Raw genomic sequence first — 22,279 nt, 5'->3', positions numbered from 1 at the left:
GGTCGGCGATCGTGTCAGAAACCGTGTCACCCGCGTCCGTGCCCCAACCCGAGTCCGCTGCCGCTGCTCCCGCCTCTCCGGAGGCCGCGACCCCGCAGACCGTGCCGGCTCCCGACCCCGCGGTCGTGAACGCCCGCATCGCGTCGGCGATCGCCGACGAGCTCGGAGTCGGCGTCGGACAGGTCCGGTCCGCGATCGAGCTGCTCGACGGCGGGTCGACCGTCCCGTTCGTCGCGCGCTACCGCAAAGAGGCCACCGGCGGACTCGACGACACCCAGCTGCGCACGCTCGACGAGCGTCTCGGCTACCTGCGCGACCTCGAGGCCCGGCGCCAGGCCGTGCGCGAGTCGATCGCCGCGCAGGGCAAGCTCGACGCCGAACTCGACGCACGGATCCTGGCTGCCGACACCAAGGCCCGCCTCGAGGACATCTACCTGCCCTACAAGCCCAAGCGCCGCACCAAAGCCCAGATCGCGCGCGAGGCCGGGCACGAGCCGGTGGCCGACGCCCTGCTGTCGGACCCGACCACCGATCCGTCGACCTTCACCGCCGAGCAGCTCGACGGTGCCCGTGCGATCGCCGTCGAACGCTTCGCCGAGGACGCCGACCTCGTCGGTGAACTCCGTGAACTGATGTGGCAGACCGGCGTCCTGCGGACCGCCGTCCGCGAGGGCAAGGAATCGGCCGGCGCGAAGTTCGCCGACTACTTCGAGTTCTCCGAGCCGTTCACCTCGCTGCCGTCGCACCGCGTGCTCGCCGTGCTGCGCGGTGAACGTGAGGAGATCCTGACGGTGACCCTCGACGCCGACCCGGACGCCGCCGACCGCCCCGCCGGACCCGGCCCCTACGAGCAGCGGATCGCCGCGCGCTTCGGGATCTCCGATCAGGGGCGTCCCGCCGACCGCTGGCTCGCCGACACCGTCCGCTGGGCGTGGCGCACCAAGCTGTTCGTCGGACTGTCCCTCGACGTCCGCATGCGTCTGCGCCAGGCCGCCGAGGCCGACGCGGTGGCCGTCTTCGCCACCAACCTCAAGGACCTGCTGCTGGCCGCCCCCGCCGGCGCCCGCACCACCATGGGCCTCGATCCCGGCCTGCGCACCGGTGTGAAGGTCGCCGTGGTCAACGAGACCGGCAAGGTCGTCGACACCGCCACCATCTACCCGCACGAGCCGCGTCGCGACAAGGCCGGTTCGCTGGCGGTGCTGGGTGCGCTCGTGCAGAAGCACGGCGTCGACCTGATCGCGATCGGCAACGGCACCGCGTCGCGCGAGACCGACGCCCTGGCCGCCGAACTGATCGCGGCCATCAAGGACTCCGGCAAGAAGCCGCCGACCAGCGTCGTGGTGTCGGAGGCCGGCGCATCGGTGTACTCGGCCTCGGCATACGCCTCGAAGGAACTGCCCGACCTGGACGTGTCGATCCGTGGCGCGGTGTCGATCGCCCGGCGCCTGCAGGACCCGCTCGCCGAGCTGGTGAAGATCGACCCGAAGTCGATCGGCGTCGGTCAGTACCAGCACGACGTCTCCGAGACGCTGCTCGCCCGGTCGCTCGGCGCCGTGGTCGAGGACGCGGTGAACGCCGTCGGCGTCGACGTGAACACCGCATCGGTACCGCTGCTGTCCCGTGTCTCCGGCATCACCGCCGGGCTCGCCGAATCGATTGTTGCGCATCGTGATTCGAACGGCGCGTTCCGCAGTCGCAAGCAGATCACCGATGTTCCGCGACTCGGCCCCAAGGCGTTCGAGCAGTGTGCGGGCTTCCTCCGCATCACCGACGGCGACAACCCGCTCGACGCGTCGAGCGTGCACCCGGAGGCCTACCCGGTCGTCACCCGAATCCTGGACAAGGTGGGCTCCGACGTCCGGTCGCTGATCGGCGACACCGCCACCCTCACCAAGCTGCGTCCCGACGACTTCGTCGACGAGACCTTCGGCCGGCCGACCGTCATCGACATCATCGCCGAGCTCGACAAGCCGGGTCGTGACCCGCGTCCCGAGTTCAAGACCGCGACCTTCGCCGCGGGCATCGAGAAGGTGTCCGACCTGACGCCGGGAATGGTCCTGGAAGGTCAGGTCACCAACGTGGCCGCATTCGGCGCGTTCGTCGACGTCGGCGTCCACCAGGACGGCCTGGTCCACGTCTCGGCGATGGCCCACCGGTTCGTCTCCGATCCGCACGAGGTCGTGAAGTCCGGCGACATCGTCAAGGTGAAGGTCATGGACGTCGACGTCGAACGCAAGCGCATCGGACTGTCGCTGCGCCTCGACGACGAGCCCGGCGCCGGCAACACCGGCGGCAAGGGCGGCACCCGACCGCCGCGCGGCGACACCGATCGCGGCGGTCGTGGTGGCGGTCAGCCCCGCCGTGACGACCAGCGCGGCGGCCGGGGCGGCCAGGGTGGTCGCGGCAACCAGGGCAACCGCGGTGGCGGCAACAACCGCAACGACCGCAGGCCCGCACCGACCGGCGCGATGGCGGACGCGCTCAAGCGCGCCGGTTTCGGCAAGTAGTTCGTACTCCTTCGGTCCCGGCACGGCCACGTGCCGGGACCGAGGCGTTTCAGCGTCGTGTCGTGCTCGCGACGTCGCCGAGAAAGTCGACGAGCCCGCTGCTGAGCACGTCGTTGTCGTCGCCGCTGACCATGTGGCCCGCACCGGTGACGTCGATGTAGCGGGCGTCGGGAATGAGCTCGAGGAGCTCCCGCGCGCCTTCGTCGCTCACGACGTCGGATTGCTTGCCGCGGATGAGCAGGGTCGGGACCCGCACCCCGCGAGCAGCCTCCCTTGCGCGTTCCTCACGGTCGGCGGCCGTGTGCTCCAGGTGATCGTGCGACGCGAGCATCCTCGGATCCCAATGCCAGTACCAGCGCCCGTCACGCTCGCGGAGATTCTTGCGCAGACCCTCGATCCGCGGCGGACGGCTCCGGTGCGGGTTGTAGGCGACGACGGCGTCGAGCGCGTCCTGGAGACTGTCGAAGCCGTCGAGCCCGTCGCGCATGAACCCGGTGATCTTGGCGATCCCGGCCGGTTCGGCGGTGGGCGTGATGTCGACGAGGACCAGCCCCCGCGCGATCGTCGGGTCGGCACCCACGGCGTGCAGCGAGGCCAGCCCGCCCATCGAGGCCCCGACCAGCACCGGTGGCTCACCCAGATCGTCGACGATGCACCGCAGGTCACGCGCGTGCGCGTCGTGGCTGTAGTCGCCGTCGTCGGACCAGTCGCTGTCACCGTGGCCGCGGGCGTCGATTGTCAGAGCCCGCCAGCCGTGCTCGGCGAGGCGGGCACCGGTGCGCTGCCAGGAGTGGCGGGTCTGTCCACCGCCGTGTAGCAGCAGGGCGATGCCGATCGGCGGGTCGGAGGGTTCCCAGACGTCGGCGGCGAGCTGTATACCGTCGCCGCGCAACCGGGTGGTGCTGGAAGTCTTCACCTTTCCGTCTCTACTCGTGCGCATGGGCGGCCGGGTAGCTTTTCGACGGCCCGTGACATGTGCCACACGCGAGTCGTTGCGGGGATTGCCGACGCCGACCGGGTAATTCTGCTCAGGCCCGACGGGGCGCGCCTGGTGAGACTCGGTGAATGCTCACGACCTCACCTCGCCGGACCGACGGAAAGTCGCCGGGAAGCCTGCCGACGCCGCACGAATTGGCGGCGCTCACCGGTGACCGCGACCGGGTCATCGACCTCATCCGCATCTGCTCGCTGCTGGTGGTGGTCGCCGGGCACTCGATCATGCTCACCGTCGACACGTCCGACGGCGCCATCCGCCTCGGCAACACGCTCGGCGACGTGCCGATCCTCCAACCGGCCACCTGGCTGCTCCAGGTGCTCCCGCTGTTCTTCTTCGCCGGGGCCGCGGCGTCGACGCGCGGGTGGATGTCGCGTGGTGACGCCACTCCGGCGGTCGGACACTGGCTGTTCACCCGCACACAGCGGCTGCTGCGCCCGCTCGGCTGGTACCTGGGTGCCGTCTTGGTCGTGCTGACCGGACTGACGACTGTCGGCCTCGGCGCCGCGGCCGACGTCATCGCGCGACTCGGAGTGCAACTGCTGTGGTTCCTCGGCGCGTATCTCCTGGTGCTGGCCGTCGTTCCGCTGCTGCAGCGGATCCGCACGCCCCAGCACCTCGTCGTCGCGCTCGGAACATGCTGGGGGAGTACCGCCGTCATCGACGCGATCAGACTCACCGACGGTCCGTCGTGGCTCGCCTACCTGAACTTCCTCACCGTCTGGACGATCCCGGCCGTGCTCGGCGTCGCCTACGCGAAGCGCATCCTGCGTCCGGCGACGGCCGCGGCCGTATCGATCGTGTTCCTGATCCTCGACGTCGGGCTCGTGCACTGGGGCCCGTACGAGGTCTCGCTCGTCACTGTTCCGGGACAGCAGCTGTCGAACATGAGCCCGCCCAGCCTGCTCCTCGCCGGTCACGCGATCGTGCTGTGCGCGGGCGCCATCGCCGTGCGCCGGGTGCCGGCCCGGATCGCCGACCGTCCGCGGATCTGGTGGTGGGTCGTGCTCGGCAACCGTGGCGCGATGACGCTGTACCTCTGGCATCTACCCGTGCTCGCCGCGATCATCGTGGGCGGTGCGGTCGCGGGTCTGGATCGCGCCGACGTGCACTCCGCGTCGTTCCCGGTCGTAGTCGGTGTCCAGACGATGCTGCTCCTCGCGCTCATGGTGCCCGTCGTCGCCATGCTGTCGCCGCTGGAGAACCGACCGCTGCGATGGTGGGACGATCCCGTCGCCCGGCGTTCCGGACTGGTGCGGGATGCGGTGCTGCTGGCGGTGCTGGTGTGCCTCGGCGTCGCGGTGTTGATGGTGTCGCGGTACGGCCTGCTCGGCGACGGCATCGGTTGGCTGATCGCCGCGATCGCGTGCGCAGTCGTGGCTCGTTGCCTGGCCGTTCGGCCCGCCCGGCGGGAGCGGCCGGAACCGCTCACCGGAGACGACGCCTCCCTGCAGGTCAGCGCGTCGCGGCGGTCGACTACCCTCGATGGGAGTCATCGCCGCCGTCGACGGTCGACCTCGAGCCGGTTTTCCGCGCCCGAGCAGCCCTCCGCGTGACGACGACACCGTCCATCCACCGACCCACGCATGAGGAGCTCGCCGACCGTGGCCACTTCCGCCGACGAAACGGTATTCCCCGGACCCGACGACCTCGAGGCGGCCGCGGCGTCGGCCGTGGAGGCCTTCGAGGCGGCGGCCGACCTCGACCAGTTGTCCGCGGCGAAGTCCGCGCACCTCGGCGACCGCTCACCGATCGCGCTGGCCCGACGCGCACTCGGCAGCCTCCCCAAGGAAGAGCGGTCGGAGGCCGGAAAGCTCGTCAACCAGGTTCGTGGCCGCGTCACCGCAGCGCTCGAGAAGCGCACCGTGGTCCTCGAGGCCGAGCGTGACGCCGCGGTGCTCGTCGCCGAGTCGGTCGACGTGACCCTCCCCAGCGGTCGCCGCCCGGTCGGTGCACGCCATCCCATCACCGTGATCGCCGAGCAGGTCGCCGACGTCTTCGTCGGCATGGGCTGGGAGATCGCCGAGGGGCCCGAGGTCGAGACCGAGCACCACAACTTCGACGCCCTCAACTTCCTGCCCGATCACCCGGCGCGGTCGATGCAGGACACGTTCTACATCGCGCCGGAGGGTTCGCGTCAGGTGCTGCGTACGCACACCTCGCCGGTGCAGGTGCGCTCGATGCTCAACCGCGACCTGCCGATCTACGTGGCCTGCCCCGGCCGCACGTTCCGCACCGACGAGCTCGACGCCACCCACACCCCGGTCTTCCACCAGATCGAGGGCCTCGCCGTCGACAAGGGTCTGACCCTGGCGAACCTGCGCGGCACCCTCGAGACCTTCGCGCGGGCACTCTTCGGGCCGGAGACCACCACCCGGATGCGTGCCTCGTACTTCCCGTTCACCGAACCGTCGGCCGAGGTCGACGTGTGGTTCCCCGCCAAGAAGGGCGGTCCGGGCTGGGTCGAGTGGGGCGGCTGCGGCATGGTCAACCCGAACGTGCTGCGCGCCAGCGGAATCGACCCGGATGTCTACTCCGGCTTCGCCTTCGGCATGGGACTCGAACGCACCCTGCAGTTCCGCAACGACATCTCCGACATGCGCGACATGGTCGAGGGTGACATCCGGTTCACCCTCCCATTCGGTCCGGCCGCCTGATCTCCGGCGAGCCTCCTCAAGACTTCCACGACGCGACGAAAGTAGTTGATACACAGTGCGTGCACCACAATCCTGGTACACCGAGGTCCTGCGCTCGGGCGACCCGAAGTGGTCGGCCACCACGGAGGAGATCGACGCGGGATTCGTCCGCGTCGGTTTCGAGATCGAGGACATCGAGAAGTTCCCGGAGATCACCGGCCCACTGGTGATCGGTCGCGTCGAGACGATCGAGGAACTCACCGAGTTCAAGAAGCCGATCCGCTTCTGCACCGTCGAGGTCGGTGAGGCCGAACCGCGAGGCATCGTCTGCGGCGCCCGCAACTTCGCCGTGGGTGACCTCATCGTCGCCGCACTGCCCGGCGTCGTGCTGCCCGGCCCGTTCGAGATCGCCTCGCGCAAGACCTACGGCCGCGTCTCCGACGGCATGATCTGCTCGGTGTCGGAACTCGGCATCGGCCACGACCACAGCGGCATCCTGGTGCTCGCACCCGGCACGGCAGAGCCCGGCGCCGACGCCCGCGAGGTGCTCGGACTCGACGACGCCGCGATCGACGTCAACGTCACCCCGGACCGCGGTTACGCCTTCTCGATCCGCGGTCTCGGCCGCGAGCTGGCGAGCAGCTTCGAGGTGCCCTTCGTCGATCCGGGTGTGGTCGAAGCCGATGTGACCGCCGAGGGCACACCGTGGCCCGTCGCCATCGAGGACGGCTCCGGTGCCACCCGCTACACTGCCCGCGTGATCAGCGGCGTCGACCCGTCGGCCATCTCACCGTGGTGGATGCAGAAGCGACTCATGGTCGCCGGCATCCGGCCGATCTCGGCGATCGTCGACGTCACCAACTACGTGATGATCGAACTCGGTCAGCCGCTGCACGCCTTCGACGCCGATCGCATCACCGGCACCGTCACCGTCCGCTCGGCGAAGCCGGGGGAGAAGCTGCGGACCCTGGACGAGGTCGACCGGGTGCTCGACCCCGAGGACGTCGTCATCGCCGACGAGACCGGACCGATCGCGCTGGCCGGCGTGATGGGCGGCGGCGCCACCGAGGTGGGAGATCAGACCACCACCGTGCTGCTCGAGTCGGCGACCTTCGACCCCGTCCGCGTCTTCCGCACCGGCAAGCGCCACAAGCTGACCTCCGAGGCGAGCAAGCGCTTCGAGCGCATCGTCGATCCGGAGATCACCGCGGTGGCCTCCGATCGCGCAGCCCGGCTGATCGTGGAGATCGCCGGCGGCACCATCTCCTCGCCGCTGTCCGAGGCACGCGTCGTGACCCCGCTCCCGTCGGCGATCAGCATCGCCGCCGACGAGCCCGACCGCGTCGCGGGCATCGGCTACCCGGCGGGCACCACCGCCGCGCGCCTCACCGAGGTGGGCTGCGTGGTCACCGGCACCGACACCCTCGACGTCGTCGCGCCGTCGTGGCGTCCCGACCTCAAGCAGCGCGCCGACCTCGTCGAGGAGGTGCTGCGTCTCGAAGGTCTCGAGGGCATCCCGGCCGTCGTGCCGCGTGCACCCGGCGGCACGGGTCTGAGCCCTAAGCAGCGTCGCCGACGCAGCGTCGGACGCACTCTCGCGCTCGACGGATACGTCGAGGTGCTCCCTTACCCGTTCATGCCCGCCGGGGTCTTCGACCTGTGGGATCTGCCCGCCGACGACGAGCGCCGGCGCGTCGTCAAGGTCCTCAACCCTCTCGAGTCGGACCGCCCCGAGCTCAACACGACGCTGCTGCCGGGTCTGCTCGAGATGGCCGCGCGCAACATCGCCCGCGGCCAGCGCGACCTGTCGCTGTTCACCATCGGCCAGGTCGTCATCGCCGGTGACCATGTCACCCCGGTCCCCGCGCTGGACGTGACCCGACGACCGAGCGACGAGGACATCGCAGCGCTCGACGCCTCGCTGCCGCATCAGCCACTACACGTCGGCGTCGTCCTGACCGGTCTCCGCGACCCCGCGGGGCCGTGGGGTCCGGGACGTGCCGCCGACTACCTCGACGCCTTCGAGGCGGCCCGGACGATCGCTCGCGCCGCCGGCGTGGAGGTCGAGCTCGTCGCGGCCGATCATCGGCCGTGGCATCCGGGTCGTTGCGCCCGGCTCACCGTCGACGGCCGTACCGTCGGATACGCCGGTGAGCTCCACCCGGCGGTTCTCGAACGCGCCCACCTGCCCAAGCGGGCGTGCGCCGTCGAGATCGACATCGACGCGCTGCCGCTTCGTGAGGTGCTGCCCGCTCCGACGGTGTCGGTGTTCCCGGCCGTCCTGCAGGACGTGAACGTCGTCGTCGCGGGTGAGGTGCCGGCCGCCGAGGTCCAGGCGGCCCTGCGCGAGGGTGCGGGTGAGCTCCTCGAGGACATCGCCCTGTTCGACGTCTTCACCGGCGAACAGGTCGGCGAGGGCAACAAGTCGCTGACCTTCTCGCTGCGTTTCCGTGCGAGTGACAGGACGCTCACGGAGGAAGAGGCCAACACCGCCAAGCTGGCTGCGGTCGACGCCGCGGCCGAACGGGTGGGCGCCCGCCTCCGCTGACACCGTGAAGGGGACGACCACCGACACCACCCCGTCGATGTATTGATTTGCATGCCGGTGCATAATGATTGCATGGCTTCGACAAGCTCAACCAACAAGGTGAAGGTCGCGGTGGCCGGCGCGAGCGGCTATGCGGGCGGTGAGATCCTGCGACTTCTCTGTGGGCATCCCCGTCTCCGATCGGGAGAGCTCGAGATCGGCGCGCTGACGGCCGGCGGCAACGCCGGCACCACGCTCGGGGCCCACCATCCGCACCTGTTGCCGCTGGCAGACCGGGTTCTCGAGGAGACCACCCCCGAGATCCTCGGCGGCCACGATGTCGTGTTCCTGGGATTGCCGCACGGTGCATCGGCGGTCATCGCCGACGCCCTGCCGCCGACGACCCTGATCATCGACTGCGGTGCCGACTTCCGGCTGAGCGACCCGGGTGACTGGACCGCGTACTACGGCGGCGACCATGCGGGCACCTGGCCGTATGGACTACCCGAGCTCCCGGGTAACCGGGAGGTCCTCAAGGACGCGAATCGGATCGCGGTACCGGGTTGCTACCCGACGGTGTCGATCCTGTCGCTCCTTCCGGCCATCGCCGCCGGCCTGACCGAGCCGCACGTGACCGTGGTCGCGGTCAGCGGCGCGTCGGGCGCCGGTCGGTCGCCGAAGGTCGACCTGCTCGCCTCCGAGGTCATCGGATCGGCCCGCGCCTACGGCGTCGGCGGGGTCCACCGGCACACCCCGGAGATCTCGCAGGCGCTGTCGGAGGCGGCGCAACAGCCCGTCACCGTCTCGTTCACCCCGATCCTCGCGCCGATGGCCCGGGGCATCCTCGCGACGTGCACCGCACGGACCACCGCGACCGGTGACGAGGCGCGTGAGGTCTACGAAAAGGCTTACGCCGACGAGGAATTCATTCACGTACTGCCGGAGGGGCGTCTGCCGGCCACCGGTTCGGTCATCGGGTCGAACGCGGTGCAGCTGGGCGTGACCGTCGACGAGCGCGCCCAGACCCTGGTGGTCGTCGGCGCCGTGGACAACCTGACCAAGGGGACCGGTGGCGCGGCGGTCCAGTCGATGAATCTGGCGCTGGGCTGGACAGAGAACGAGGGACTGAGCACCGTGGGAGTGGCACCATGACAGGCGTTGAGGGGACCGGAATTCAGAACGGACAACCGGATCCGGACCGGATCGAGGGCGGCGCCCCCGGCGATCACCCGCGGCTCGTCCGTGAGCAGGGTGTCACCGCGCCACTCGGATTCCGCGCGGCGGGAATCGCGGCCGGCATCAAGGCATCCGGTGCCGCCGACCTCGCGCTCGTGTTCAACGAGGGGCCGGATCACTCGGCCGCCGGTGTCTTCACCAGCAACCAGGTCAAGGCAGCTCCCGTGCTGTGGTCCCAGCAGGTCCTCACCACCGGCGCGTTGCGCGCCGTGATCCTCAATTCCGGCGGCGCCAACGCCTGCACCGGACCCGGCGGATTCCAGGACACCCACAAGACCGCCGAAGCCGTCGCCGAAGCGCTGAGCAACTGGGGGACCAGTACCGGCGCCGTCGAGGTCGCGGTGTGCTCGACCGGCCTCATCGGCGATCGACTGCCGATGGACAAGGTCCTCGCCGGCGTCACCGACATCGTCCAGGAGATGGGCGGCGGACTCACCGGCGGCACCGACGCCGCGCACGCGATCATGACCACCGACACCGTGCCGAAACAGGCTGCGCTGCACCATCCCCAGGGGTGGAACGTCGGCGGCATGGGCAAGGGTGCCGGGATGATGGCGCCGTCGCTCGCGACGATGCTCGTGGTGCTCACCACCGACGCCGCGGCGACCCCCGAACAGCTCGACACCGCGCTGCGCCGCGCGACGCAGCGGACCTTCGATCGGCTCGACATCGACGGCTCCATGTCCACCAACGACACGGTGCTGCTGCTGAGCTCGGGTGCCAGCCAGATCCCGGTCGAGCAGGCCGATCTCGACGAGGCCGTGTTCGCGGTCTGCGACGATCTGGCCGCCCAGATGCAGGGCGACGCCGAGGGCGTCACCAAGCGGGTCACCATCACGGTCACGGGTGCACAGACCGAGGACGACGCGGTGACCGTCGCCCGGTTCGTGGCACGCGATTCCCTGGTCAAGACGGCGATGTTCGGCTCCGACCCCAACTGGGGCCGGGTGCTGGCCACCGTCGGCGCGTCGCCGGTCCGGATCGACCCGGATGTGATCGCCGTGTCGTTCAACGGATCCCCGGTGTGCGAGAACGGTTGTGGGGTGCCGGGTGCACGTGACGTCGACCTGTCCGGGCCCGACATCGACGTGCTCGTCGATCTGAAGCTCGGCGACGCCTCTGCGTCGATCCGGACCACCGACCTCTCGCACGCGTACGTCGAAGAGAACTCGGCGTACTCGTCATGAGCGGCACCACACCGGAATCGGCTCCGAAGATCGATCCGTCCGCTGGTCTGCACAAGGCGACGATCCTCGCCGAAGCGCTTCCCGCACTGCAGGAACTCGCCGGCGCGACCATCGTCGTCAAGTACGGCGGCAACGCCATGGTCGACGACGAGCTGAAGAAGGCGTTCGCCGCCGACATGGTGTTCCTGCGGGCCTGCGGCATGCACCCCGTCGTCGTGCACGGTGGCGGACCGCAGATCTCGGCGATGCTGAAGAAGCTCGGCCTGGAGGGCGAGTTCAAGGGTGGCTTCCGGGTCACCACACCCGAGGTGATGGACGTCGCGCGGATGGTTCTCTTCGGCCAGGTCGGCCGTGAACTCGTGGGGCTCATCAACCGTCACGGACCATATGCGGTCGGCATCACCGGTGAGGACGCCCACCTGTTCACCGCGGCGCGCCGGAAGGTCATGGTCGACGGCGTCGCCACCGACATCGGACTCGTCGGTGACATCTCCTCGGTGAACACCTCGGCGGTGCTCGATCTCGTTGCCGCGGGTCGTATCCCGGTGGTCTCGACCATCGCCCCCGATCGCGACGGCGTCGTCCACAACATCAACGCAGACACCGCGGCCGGCGCGCTCGCCGAGGCGCTCGGTGCGTCGAGACTGGTCATGCTGACCGATGTCGAAGGGCTGTACACCGATTGGCCCGACCGTGGGTGTCTGGTGTCCCAGATCGACACCGACGCCCTGGCCGGTCTGCTCCCGTCGCTGGATTCGGGCATGGTCCCGAAGATGGAGGCCTGCCTGCGTGCAGTGAACGGGGGAGTCGAACGCGCCCACGTGATCGACGGCCGCGTCGCCCATTCCGTGCTCGCCCAGCTACTGACCGAGAGCTCCACCGGCACCACCGTCGTCGACCCGCATGAGGAGGAACAGTGACCGCACCGCTGCAGCAGCGCTGGGGCCAGTCGCTGATGAAGAACTACGGCACCCCGCCGATCGCCCTGGTCGGCGGTTCGGGGGCGTACGTCACCGATGCCGACGGCAAGCGTTACCTCGACCTGCTCGGCGGGATCGCGGTGAACTCCCTCGGTCACGCGCATCCGGCGATCGTCGAGGCCGTCACGACCCAGTTGCAGACGCTCGGGCACGTGTCGAACCTGTACATCTCGCCGCCGGTCGTCGAACTCGCGGAGAAGCTGCTCGATCGCTTCGGTCATCCCGGCCGTGCGTTCTTCTGCAACTCCGGCACCGAGGCCAACGAGGCCGCCTTCAAGATCGCGCGCCGCACCGGCCGGCCGGAGATCGTGGCCGCCGAGAAGGCATTCCACGGTCGCACGATGGGCGCCCTCGCCATGACCGGGCAGCCGTCGAAGCGTGCGCCGTTCGAGCCGATGCCGCCCGGTGTCCGCTTCGTGCCCTACGGCGACATCGAGGCGCTCGACGCCGCGGTCACCGATCAGACCGCCGCGGTGATCCTCGAACCGATCCTCGGTGAGGCCGGAGTGATCGTGCCGCCCGCCGACTATCTCGCAGCGGCCCGGCGCATCACCAGCGAGCGCGGCGCGTTGCTGATCCTCGACGAGGTGCAGACCGGCGTCGCGCGGACCGGTACCTTCTTCGCCCACCAGCAGGCGGGGGTGGTGCCCGACGTGATGACGCTCGCCAAGGGCCTCGGCGGCGGACTGCCTATCGGTGCGTGTATCGCCACCGGTGCGGCCGCCGAGCTCTTCGAACCCGGCCAGCACGGCACGACCTTCGGCGGCAATCCCGTCGCCGCGGCCGCCGCACTCGCGGTGCTCGGGGTCATCGAATCCGAAGGCCTCACCGATCACGTTGCCGCCGTGGGCAAGACGATCGCCACCGGGATCGAGGACCTCCATCACCCGCTGATCTCGCACGTGCGGGGCGCCGGTCTGCTGCTCGGCATCGTGCTCACCGAGCCGCTGTCGGGTCGCGTCGAGGCCGCGGCCCGCGACGCGGGATTCCTCATCAACGCACCGGCTCCCGACGTGGTGCGGCTCGCACCGCCGCTGATCATCACCGAGGAACAGGGACAGACTTTCGTCGACGCCCTGCCGGGACTACTCGACACCGCCGCTGCGGCGGCCCAGAACGACAAGGGAGACAGGGCATGACGCGTCACTTCCTGCGCGACGACGACCTCACCCCCGCGGAACAGGCCGAGGTCCTCGCCCTCGCCGCCGAGGTGAAGGCGAAGCCGTTCGCCTTCCGTCCGCTCGAGGGGCCTCGCGGCGTCGGGGTGATCTTCGACAAGAACTCCACGCGCACCCGGTTCTCCTTCGAGGTGGGCATCGCCCAGCTCGGCGGTCACGCGGTGGTCGTCGACGGTCGTACCACCCAGCTCGGCCGCGAGGAGACCCTCGAGGACACCGGCCTGGTGCTGTCCCGTTTCGTCGACGCGATCGTGTGGCGCACCTTCGGCCAGGACCGGCTCGAGGCGCTGTCGTCGACGGCCACCATCCCGGTCGTCAACGCGCTGTCCGACGAGTTCCACCCGTGCCAAATACTCGCCGATCTCCAGACGATCATCGAGCACAAGGGGTCGCCCAAGGGCCTCAAGATGACCTATCTGGGCGACGGCGCCAACAACATGGCCCACTCGCTCGGACTGGGCGGCGTCACCGCCGGCATGCACGTCACGATCTCCGCGCCCGAGGGTTTCCAGCCCGACCCGGCGATCATCGCCGACACCGAGCGTCGTGCCGCCGAGACCGGGGGATCGGTGCAACTCGTGACCGACCCGGTCGCCGCCGCCACGGGCGCCGACGTCCTGGTCACCGACACCTGGGTGTCGATGGGTCAGGAGGAGGACGGCAAGGACCGCACCGCGCCCTTCCGGCCCTACCAGATCAACGACGAGCTCCTCGCCCACGCCGCCGACGACGCGATCGTGCTGCACTGCCTGCCGGCGCATCGTGGCGACGAGATCACCGGCTCGGTGATCGACGGCCCGCGCAGCGTCGTCTTCGACGAGGCCGAGAACCGTCTGCACGCCCAGAAGGCCCTGCTGATCTGGCTTCTGGAGCACCAGTGAGATGACATCGGCAATGCAGGACGAGCAGTGACACAGGACGAACAGTGACAGCAGGCGCCGAACCCTCGGAGAATCGCCTCGCCGCGACCCGCGCGGGGCGTCATGCGCGGATCATCGACATCCTGTCGACCAACCAGGTGCGCAGCCAGTCCGAGCTGCAGCGGCTGTTGGCGCAGCAGGGGATCGAGGCCACGCAGGCCACTCTGTCGCGCGATCTCGACGAGCTCGGTGCGGTGAAGCTGCGGGCGGCCGACGGCGGTGCAGGCGTCTACGTGGTGCCGGAGGACGGCTCGCCGGTTCGCGGGGTGTCCGGTGGTACCGACCGGCTGTCCCGCCTGGTGTCGGAGCTGCTGGTGTCCACCGACAGCAGCGGTAACCTCGCTGTCCTGCGCACCCCACCGGGCGCCGCGCACTACCTGGCAGCCGCTCTCGACCGCGCCCGGCTACCCGACGTGGTGGGCACGATCGCCGGCGACGACACGATCTTCGTGGTCGCCCGCGAGCCGCTCGACGGCGCCGAACTCGCCAAACGGATCGAGGGCCTCGTGTAGCCCCCGCCCTGCCGCCACCACCACCGGCCGCGCACCCCGCCGGCCGGAAACGACAAGAACCGAAACCGATCGCACCGCCAACCGAGACCCGGACGGTGTGGTCGGAACCCCGGGGCCGATGATGGACTCGGGTCATCGCTTAGAACAGGAGCTTCACCTCATGGCAGAACGTGTCGTACTCGCATACTCGGGCGGCCTGGACACCTCGGTCGCGATCAGCTGGATCCAGAAGGAGACCGGCAAGGAGGTCGTCGCCGTGGCTCTCGACCTCGGGCAGGGCGGCGAGGACATGGACGTCATCCGTCAGCGCGCCCTCGACTGCGGCGCGGTCGAGGCCGTCGTCGTCGATGCCCGTGACGAATTCGCCGACGAGTACTGCCTCCCGGCGATCACCTCGAACGCCCTCTACATGGACCGCTACCCGCTGGTCTCGGCGCTGTCGCGTCCGCTGATCGCCAAGCACCTGGTCACCGCCGCCCGTGACCACGGCGGCACCGTCGTCGCCCACGGCTGCACCGGCAAGGGCAACGACCAGGTCCGCTTCGAGGTCGGCTTCGCCACGCTCGCACCCGATCTGGAGGTCATCGCACCGGTCCGCGACTACGCGTGGACCCGCGAGAAGGCCATCGCCTTCGCCGAGGAGAACGACATCCCGATCAACGTGACCAAGAAGTCGCCGTTCTCGATCGACCAGAACGTGTGGGGCCGCGCCGTGGAGACCGGCTTCCTCGAGGACCTGTGGAACGCGCCGACCAAAGACGTCTACAGCTACACCGAGGATCCGACGGTCAACTGGAACACCCCCGACGAGGTCATCATCGGCTTCGACAAGGGTCGCCCCGTCAGCATCGACGGCCGGCCGGTCTCCGTGCTGCAGGCCATCGAGGAGCTGAACCGCCGCGCCGGTGCACAGGGTGTCGGACGCCTCGACGTCGTCGAGGACCGCCTCGTCGGCATCAAGAGCCGCGAGGTCTACGAGGCACCGGGCGCGATGGTGCTGATCCGCGCTCACGAGGAGCTCGAGCACGTCACCATCGAGCGCGAGCTGGGCCGCTACAAGCGCGGCACCGACCGCAAGTGGGCCGAGCTGGTCTACGACGGTCTCTGGTTCTCGCCGCTCAAGCGTTCGCTCGACGCCTTCGTGGACTCGACGCAGCAGCACGTCTCCGGTGAGATCCGACTGGTCCTGCACGGCGGCCACATCGCGGCCACCGGACGTCGCAGCCCCGAGTCGCTCTACGACTTCAACCTGGCGACCTACGACGAGGGCGACAGCTTCGACCAGTCGGCCGCCCGCGGCTTCGTCGAGTTGCACGGTCTGTCCTCCAAGATCTCGGCGAAGCGGGACCTGAATCTGTGAGTGACGAGCAGACCTGCGGGACGACCAACGAGGGTTCGCTCTGGGGCGGCCGTTTCGCCGGTGGTCCGGCCGCGGCGATGGCCGCCCTGAGCAAGTCGACGCATTTCGACTGGGCCCTGGCACCGTTCGACGTCCAGGCGTCCAAAGCGCATGCCCGCGTGCTGAACAAGGCGGGCCTGCTCACCGATGACGACCTGACCGGCATGCTCGACGGTCTCGACCGTCTGGCGGCCGACGTCGCCGACGGGAGCTTCGGCCCCGCGGAGTCCGACGAGGACGTCCACGGTGCGCTCGAGCGTGGGCTCATCGAACGCGTCGGGCCCGAGCTGGGTGGGCGGCTGCGTGCCGGCCGGTCGCGCAACGACCAGGTCGCCACGCTGTTCCGGATGTGGCTGCGCGCCGCCATGCGGCGGGTCGCGCTCGGGCTGCTCGACGTCGTCGATGCGCTGACCGCCCAGGCCGCCGCGCATCCCGACGCGATCATGCCCGGCAAGACGCACCTGCAGGCGGCCCAGCCGGTCCTGCTCGGCCACCACCTGCTGGCGCATGCGCAGCCGCTGCTGCGCGACATCGACCGGCTCGCCGACGCCGATCGCCGGACCGCGGTCTCGCCGTACGGTTCCGGCGCCCTGGCGGGCTCGTCGCTGGGTCTCGACCCGGCAGCCATCGCAGCCGACCTCGGGTTCGACGCCCCGGCCGAGAACTCCATCGATGCCACCTCGTCCCGCGACTTCGCGGCCGAGGCGGCGTTCGTGTTCGCGATGATCGCGGTCGACCTCTCCCGGTTGTCCGAAGAGGTGATCATCTGGAGCACACCGGAATTCGGGTACGTGACGCTGGCCGACGCCTGGTCGACGGGCAGCTCGATCATGCCGCAGAAGAAGAACCCGGACGTCGCCGAGTTGATGCGCGGCAAGGCCGGCCGGCTGATCGGCGACCTGACCGGTCTGCTCGCGACGCTCAAAGCGCAGCCGCTGGCGTACAACCGGGACCTCCAGGAGGACAAGGAACCGGTCTTCGACGCGGTGGCTCAGCTCGAACTGCTGCTGCCGGCCGTGACCGGTCTGGTCGCGACGCTCGAGTTCCACACCGACCGGATGGCGGAACTGGCCCCGGCCGGGTTCACCCTCGCCACCGACATCGCCGAGTGGATGGTCCGGCAGGGCATGCCCTTCCGTGTCGCCCACGAGGTCGCCGGAGCCTGTGTCCGCGAGGCCGAGTCGCGGGGCATCGGCCTCGACGAACTCGACGACGAGACGCTGACCGGCATCAACCCGTCGCTCACCCCCGCGGTGCGCGAGGTGCTGACGGTGCGCGGATCGGTGGAGTCGCGCAACGCGCATGGCGGGACCGCGCCGGATCAGGTACGACGGCAGATAGACGTGGTGTCGGCGCAGTCGGCGGACCTGCGGACACGCTGGGACGCCGGTCCCGGAGGACGACGCTGAACCACTTCTGAGTGGGTAGAGTGACGTGTGTCACCGAAGTCGGTGGTGCACGTCTCGCTGACGACGGGGAGGAATCGACGCGATGGTGGGTTTGGACGGGATCCCGGACCTGGGCGGTGTGGTCAGCCGAGTGGTGGCGACCGCCCAGAACGGACTCGAGGTGCTCCGCTTCGGCGGACTCGAGACCGGGACCGAACCGGCCCCCTTCGCGATCGTCGAGACGCAGAAGATGTTCCGGTTGCGCCGGTACTTCCCGAACGAGCCGTCCACCGGCCCGAACATCGTCCTCGTACCGCCGATGATGGTGTCCGCCAACGTCTACGACGTGACCGAACACAACGGCGCGGTGTCCATCCTGCATCGCCACGGCATCACGCCGTGGGTGATCGACTTCGGGTCTCCCGACGCCGAAGAGGGCGGGATGGAGCGCAACCTCGCCGACCACGTGGTGGCCATCAGCCACGCGATCGACCTGATCATCGAGGCGACCGGACGCGACATCCACCTGGCCGGGTACTCGCAGGGCGGAATGTTTGCCTATCAGGCCGCGGCGTACCGACGGTCGAAGGGGATCGCGAGCCTCATCACCTTCGGCAGCCCGGTCGACGTCCTCGCGGCGCTGCCCCTCGGGCTGCCTGCGGGGCTGGTGGCACCGGCCGCGGAGTTCCTCGCCGACAGCGCGTTGGTGAAGAACCTGTGGGTGCGGGATTGGATGGCGCGCACCGGCTTCCAGCTACTCGATCCGGTCAAGACCGTACGTAGCCGCATCGACTTCCTCCGCCGTCTCCACGATCGGGAGGCCCTCCTGCCGCGGGAGGACCAGCGCCGGTTCCTCGAGGCCGACGGGTGGGTCGCCTGGTCCGGGCCGGCCATCGCCGAACTGCTGCGGCAGTTCGTCGCGCACAACCGCATGGTGTCCGGTGGCTTCGTGATCAACGGTGACCTCGTGTCCCTCACCGAGATCACCTGCCCGGTGCTGGCGTTCGTCGGCGAGGCCGACGACATCGGTCAGCCGGCCGCGGTGCGCGGCATCGTTCGCGCCGCACCCGACGCCGAGGTCTACGAGTCCACGCTGCCGGTCGGGCATTTCGGGCTGGTGGTGGGTTCCACGGCCGGCCAGCACACCTGGCCCACCACGGCCGACTGGGTGAACTGGTTGTCGGCCAACGCGACCCGACCGGAGCTCATCGGTGAGATGGCGCTCGTCGAGCCGGGGCAGGGCGGCGGCATCAGCTTGTCATCGCGCATCACCCACGGCATGGGATCGGTCGCCGACGCCGGGACCGCGGCCTCCCGGGAACTGCTCGCACTGGTCAACTCGCTGCAGCGGACATCGCGGGCCGTCGCCTCGGAGTCGGTGCGCACCGTGCCGCGACTCCTGCGCCTCGGCCAGATCCAGAGCGGCACCCGGATCTCGCTGTCCAAGCTGATGGCGGAGAACACGAAGAAACACGGCGACAACGAGCTGTTCTTGTTCGAGAACCGGGTGCTGACCCACGCCCAGGTCGACGCCCGCATCAACAACGTCGTCGCCGGTCTCATCGAGTGCGGTGTGCGGCCGGGGCAGCACATCGGCGTTCTGATGGACACCCGCCCGAGCGCGCTGGTCGTGGTCGCGGCACTGGCCCGTCTCGGCGCTGTGTCGGTGCTGCTCGCCGCCGACGCCGATGTGCGGGAGATGATGCGTCTCGCCGACAGCTCGGTGATCGTCACCGACCCGACCAACCTGGACCTCGCGACCGCGGCGTCGGACCGGGTCCTGGTCCTCGGCGGCGGCAGCGGCCAGTCCCGCGCCATCGACGGTGTCGACGGCGCCACGATCATCGACATGGAGCAGATCGACCCGGCGGAGGTCGTCCTGCCCACCTGGTACCGGCCGGACCCCGGACTCGCGGGCGACCTCGCGTTCATCCTGTTCAGCCGTTCCCGCGGCAAGCTCGTCCCCTGGCCGGTCACCAACCACCGGTTCGCGATGTCGGCGTTCGGCGCGGCATCGGCGGCGGCCCTCTCCGATCGGGACACCGTCTACTGCCTGCCGCCCCTGCATCACGCGTCCGGCCTGCTGACGACTCTCGGCGCCACGGTGGTCGGCAGGTCTCGGATAGCGCTGTCGAACGGCATCGATCCGGAGACCTTTTCGACCGAGGTGCAGCGTTACGGCGTGACCGTCGTGTCCTACACCTGGTCGATGCTGAGCCCGGTCGTACGCGATCCCGGTTTCCGTATCAACCAGCACAACCCGATCCGGCTCTTCATGGGTTCGGGGATGTCGGCCGGCTTGTGGGAGGACGTGTGCAGCAGCTTCCCGCGTGCCCGCATCCTCGAGTTCTTCGCCACCGCCGACGGTTCGGCGATCCTGGCCAACGTCTCCGGCGACAAACTCTCCTCCGTCGGCCGGCCGCTGCCGGAGACCAACCCGGTCGAGGTCGCGGCCTACGACATCGAGGCCGATCGCCTGCTGATCGACGAGTCCGGTTTCGTCCGTCGGGCCGAGACCGGTGAGGTCGGGTTGCTGCTGGCCAAGGCCAAGCACAAGTTCGACACCAACGGCACGGTGCTCCGCGATGTGTTCACCAGCCGGGACCGGTGGGAGGTGTCGGGACATCTGTTCGTCCGTGATGCCGACGGCGATCTGTACTTCCTCGGTGCCACCGACCGCGTCGTCCGCACCGAGGCGGGCCCGGCGTTCATCCCGCCGATCACTCACGCGCTGTCGCGCATGCAGGGCGTCGACCGGGTTGTCGCCTACGGGGTGGGGGAGCCCGGCCACCAGGTGCTCGTGGCCGCGCTGACGCTGTGTCCGGACGCGAAGCCCGATTCGCTCACCGTCACCCAACTGCGCATCGCGCTGGGGGAGTTCCCCGCCGAACTGCGGCCGCACCTGATCCGGGTGGTCGACGAGATCCCGCACTCGGCGTCGTTCCGCCCGCTGAGCACCGCCTTCGCCGCCGAAGGGCTTCCGAAGCCGGGCCCGCGCACCTGGTATCGCGATGAGGAAGGCCGATACCGGCGGTACACCAGGACAATCGCCGAGAAGCTGGACTGGGGCGGATCGTCCGTCGGCGATGCCCTAGGCTGAGCCGCGTGACGACACGCGCTGAGGCCATCGACCCGATCGTGCGCGAGCGGCTGGCCTGCCCGCAGGACCACGGCCCGCTGATCAACGCCGGCGACGAGCTCTACAACCCGCGCCTGCACGTCGCGTACCGGATCGACGCCGACGGAATCCCCGTCATGCTCATCGACGAGGCGCGCAAGGTCGACGACGCCGAGCACGAGCGGCTCATCGCCGGGCAGTAGCGGCGCACCTGGTCCGGCGCACACAGGCGTCACCTCGTCCGAACCCCGATCTCGATGGATGACAAGATCGAGGGGTGAGTGCTGAGACTGAGGGAACCACCAACTCGACCGAAGAGATCGCCCGGACCGGGACCGCAGCTGGCGGGAGCGCGCCCGTCGACATCCTCGACGAACTCGAGTGGCGGGGCCTGATCGCGCAGTCCACCGACCTCGATGCACTGCGCGAGGCCCTGGCAGACGGGCCGCTCACGCTGTATGCCGGTTTCGACCCGACCGCGTCGAGCCTGCACGCGGGTCATCTCGTACCGCTGCTGACCCTCAAGCGTTTCCAGCTCGCCGGTCACCGGCCGATCGTCCTCGCCGGTGGAGCGACCGGACTCATCGGTGATCCCCGTGAGGTGGGGGAGCGCACCATGAACGCTCCCGACACGGTGGCCGAGTGGGCCGGCCGGATCGACGCCCAACTGCGTCGCTTCGTCGACATCGACGAGTCCCCGACGGGCGCGCTCGTCGTCAACAACCTCGACTGGACCGGACAGCTCTCGGCCATCGAGTTCCTGCGCGACCTCGGCAAACACTTCTCTGTGAACGTCATGCTCGCCCGGGACACCGTGAAGCGGCGCCTCGAGGGTGACGGCATCAGCTACGCCGAGTTCAGCTACCTCCTCCTGCAGTCCAACGACTTCGTCGAGCTCAACCGCCGGTACGGCTGCCTGCTGCAGATCGGCGGCTCGGATCAGTGGGGGAACATCGTCGGCGGCGTCGACCTGGGACGTCGACTCGACGGTCTGTCCCTGCACGCTCTGACCGTGCCGCTCGTGACGTCGTCGGACGGCAAGAAGTTCGGCAAGTCCACCGGCGGCGGCAGTCTGTGGCTCGACCCGGAGCTCACCACCCCGTACGCCTGGTACCAGTACTTCATGAACACCGCCGACGCCGACGTGATGCGCTACCTGCGGTGGTTCACCTTCCTCGGACGTGAGGAGATCGCCGAGCTCGAGCAGGCGACGGAGGAGAAGCCCCACCTGCGTCTGGCGCAGAAGAAGCTCGCCGCCGAGATGACCACGCTGATCCACGGGGAGGACAACACCCGCGCGGTCGAGCTCGCCAGCCAGGCACTGTTCGGACGTGCGGAGCTCGGCGAACTCGACGAGGCCACCCTCGCCGCGGCCGTGGGGGAGACCGTCATCGCGGAGTACCAGGAGGAGCGACCGACGATCATCCAGCTGCTCGTCGACACGAAGCTGTCCGAGAGCAACAAGGCTGCGCGTCGTGCGGTGTCCGAGGGTGGCGCCTACGTCAACAACACCAAGATCACCGATCCGGACTGGCAGCCGGCCGACTCTGACCTGCTCCATGGACGCTGGATGGTGGTCCGACGCGGCAAGAAGAGTTTTGCCGGCGCCAGACTAACCCTCTGACCAGGCGATTTGACGCGTTGTTCGCACCTGTGTAACTTAATCGACGCACCGCAGAGAGCAACTCCCCCGG

At 69.5% G+C, this 22,279-nt stretch carries 16 protein-coding genes; 15 read left to right on the top strand and 1 reads right to left on the bottom strand.

The window, feature by feature from the left end; genetic code table 11:
* Positions 1–23 precede the first annotated feature (23 nt).
* Positions 24–2,510 carry a Tex family protein gene (locus BLU62_RS12680; RefSeq protein WP_074849927.1) on the top strand — a complete coding sequence of 829 codons (2,487 nt, stop codon included), beginning with the start codon at positions 24–26 and terminating at the stop codon, positions 2,508–2,510.
* Between the two features lie 49 nt (positions 2,511–2,559).
* On the opposite strand, the gene BLU62_RS12675 is transcribed toward BLU62_RS12680, so the two are convergent.
* Positions 2,560–3,450, bottom strand: coding sequence for an alpha/beta fold hydrolase (locus BLU62_RS12675; protein WP_074849926.1), 891 nt, complete (start codon positions 3,448–3,450; stop codon positions 2,560–2,562).
* 125 nt (positions 3,451–3,575) lie between these two features.
* Between BLU62_RS12675 and BLU62_RS12670 the strand changes: the two genes are divergently transcribed.
* The 14 genes from BLU62_RS12670 to tyrS all read left to right on the top strand — a co-directional run bounded on the left by BLU62_RS12670 (position 3,576) and on the right by tyrS (position 22,209).
* Positions 3,576–5,060 carry an acyltransferase family protein gene (locus BLU62_RS12670; protein ID WP_074849925.1) on the top strand — a complete coding sequence of 495 codons (1,485 nt, stop codon included), beginning with the start codon at positions 3,576–3,578 and terminating at the stop codon, positions 5,058–5,060.
* Positions 5,061–5,108: 48 nt separating this feature from the next.
* Complete coding sequence (gene pheS, locus BLU62_RS12665; RefSeq protein ID WP_074849924.1) at positions 5,109–6,161, top strand: phenylalanine--tRNA ligase subunit alpha; 1,053 nt, start codon at positions 5,109–5,111, stop codon at positions 6,159–6,161.
* 55 nt (positions 6,162–6,216) lie between these two features.
* The gene (gene pheT, locus BLU62_RS12660; protein ID WP_074849923.1) at positions 6,217–8,688 is read left to right on the top strand and encodes a phenylalanine--tRNA ligase subunit beta; all 2,472 of its coding nucleotides are present in this window, start codon (positions 6,217–6,219) and stop codon (positions 8,686–8,688) included.
* Between the two features lie 72 nt (positions 8,689–8,760).
* Positions 8,761–9,819 carry an N-acetyl-gamma-glutamyl-phosphate reductase gene (gene argC / locus BLU62_RS12655; RefSeq protein WP_074849922.1) on the top strand — a complete coding sequence of 353 codons (1,059 nt, stop codon included), beginning with the start codon at positions 8,761–8,763 and terminating at the stop codon, positions 9,817–9,819.
* Positions 9,816–11,090 carry a bifunctional glutamate N-acetyltransferase/amino-acid acetyltransferase ArgJ gene (gene argJ / locus BLU62_RS12650; protein ID WP_074849921.1) on the top strand — a complete coding sequence of 425 codons (1,275 nt, stop codon included), beginning with the start codon at positions 9,816–9,818 and terminating at the stop codon, positions 11,088–11,090. The genes argC and argJ overlap by 4 nt, the downstream gene beginning before the upstream one ends.
* Positions 11,087–12,010: an acetylglutamate kinase gene (argB, locus tag BLU62_RS12645; protein WP_074849920.1), complete on the top strand. Its 924-nt coding sequence runs from the start codon at positions 11,087–11,089 to the stop codon at positions 12,008–12,010. The genes argJ and argB overlap by 4 nt, the downstream gene beginning before the upstream one ends.
* Complete coding sequence (locus BLU62_RS12640; protein WP_074849919.1) at positions 12,007–13,209, top strand: acetylornithine transaminase; 1,203 nt, start codon at positions 12,007–12,009, stop codon at positions 13,207–13,209. Before argB ends, BLU62_RS12640 begins: the two co-directional genes overlap by 4 nt.
* Complete coding sequence (argF, locus tag BLU62_RS12635) at positions 13,206–14,129, top strand: ornithine carbamoyltransferase (protein WP_074849918.1); 924 nt, start codon at positions 13,206–13,208, stop codon at positions 14,127–14,129. The genes BLU62_RS12640 and argF overlap by 4 nt, the downstream gene beginning before the upstream one ends.
* Before the next feature lie 44 nt (positions 14,130–14,173).
* Positions 14,174–14,680 carry an arginine repressor gene (locus BLU62_RS12630; RefSeq protein WP_074849917.1) on the top strand — a complete coding sequence of 169 codons (507 nt, stop codon included), beginning with the start codon at positions 14,174–14,176 and terminating at the stop codon, positions 14,678–14,680.
* 160 nt (positions 14,681–14,840) lie between these two features.
* On the top strand, positions 14,841–16,040 hold the full coding sequence (locus BLU62_RS12625; RefSeq protein WP_074849916.1) for an argininosuccinate synthase: 1,200 nt from the start codon (positions 14,841–14,843) through the stop codon (positions 16,038–16,040).
* Complete coding sequence (gene argH, locus BLU62_RS12620; RefSeq protein ID WP_074849915.1) at positions 16,037–17,488, top strand: argininosuccinate lyase; 1,452 nt, start codon at positions 16,037–16,039, stop codon at positions 17,486–17,488. The genes BLU62_RS12625 and argH overlap by 4 nt, the downstream gene beginning before the upstream one ends.
* An 82-nt stretch (positions 17,489–17,570) precedes the next feature.
* Complete coding sequence (locus BLU62_RS12615) at positions 17,571–20,567, top strand: AMP-binding protein (protein ID WP_074849914.1); 2,997 nt, start codon at positions 17,571–17,573, stop codon at positions 20,565–20,567.
* Between the two features lie 5 nt (positions 20,568–20,572).
* Complete coding sequence (locus BLU62_RS12610; RefSeq protein WP_074849913.1) at positions 20,573–20,788, top strand: Trm112 family protein; 216 nt, start codon at positions 20,573–20,575, stop codon at positions 20,786–20,788.
* Between the two features lie 74 nt (positions 20,789–20,862).
* Positions 20,863–22,209: a tyrosine--tRNA ligase gene (gene tyrS, locus BLU62_RS12605; RefSeq protein WP_074849912.1), complete on the top strand. Its 1,347-nt coding sequence runs from the start codon at positions 20,863–20,865 to the stop codon at positions 22,207–22,209.
* The last annotated feature ends 70 nt before the right edge of the window (positions 22,210–22,279 follow it).

It is taken from the genome of Gordonia westfalica (assembly GCF_900105725.1).
Taxonomy (GTDB): Bacteria; Actinomycetota; Actinomycetes; order Mycobacteriales; family Mycobacteriaceae; genus Gordonia; species Gordonia westfalica.
The sequence above is the reverse complement of the archived record's forward strand: the minus strand, read 5'-3'. Positions and strand labels throughout refer to the sequence as shown.

Coding starts and splice junctions, on each gene's coding strand:
- BLU62_RS12675 (WP_074849926.1), bottom strand. CDS start 3,450: ATGCGCACGAGTAGAGACGGAAAGGTGAAGACTTCCAGCACCACCCGG.
- BLU62_RS12670 (WP_074849925.1), top strand. CDS start 3,576: ATGCTCACGACCTCACCTCGCCGGACCGACGGAAAGTCGCCGGGAAGC.
- argC (WP_074849922.1), top strand. CDS start 8,761: ATGGCTTCGACAAGCTCAACCAACAAGGTGAAGGTCGCGGTGGCCGGC.
- argJ (WP_074849921.1), top strand. CDS start 9,816: ATGACAGGCGTTGAGGGGACCGGAATTCAGAACGGACAACCGGATCCG.
- argB (WP_074849920.1), top strand. CDS start 11,087: ATGAGCGGCACCACACCGGAATCGGCTCCGAAGATCGATCCGTCCGCT.
- argF (WP_074849918.1), top strand. CDS start 13,206: ATGACGCGTCACTTCCTGCGCGACGACGACCTCACCCCCGCGGAACAG.
- BLU62_RS12625 (WP_074849916.1), top strand. CDS start 14,841: ATGGCAGAACGTGTCGTACTCGCATACTCGGGCGGCCTGGACACCTCG.
- BLU62_RS12615 (WP_074849914.1), top strand. CDS start 17,571: ATGGTGGGTTTGGACGGGATCCCGGACCTGGGCGGTGTGGTCAGCCGA.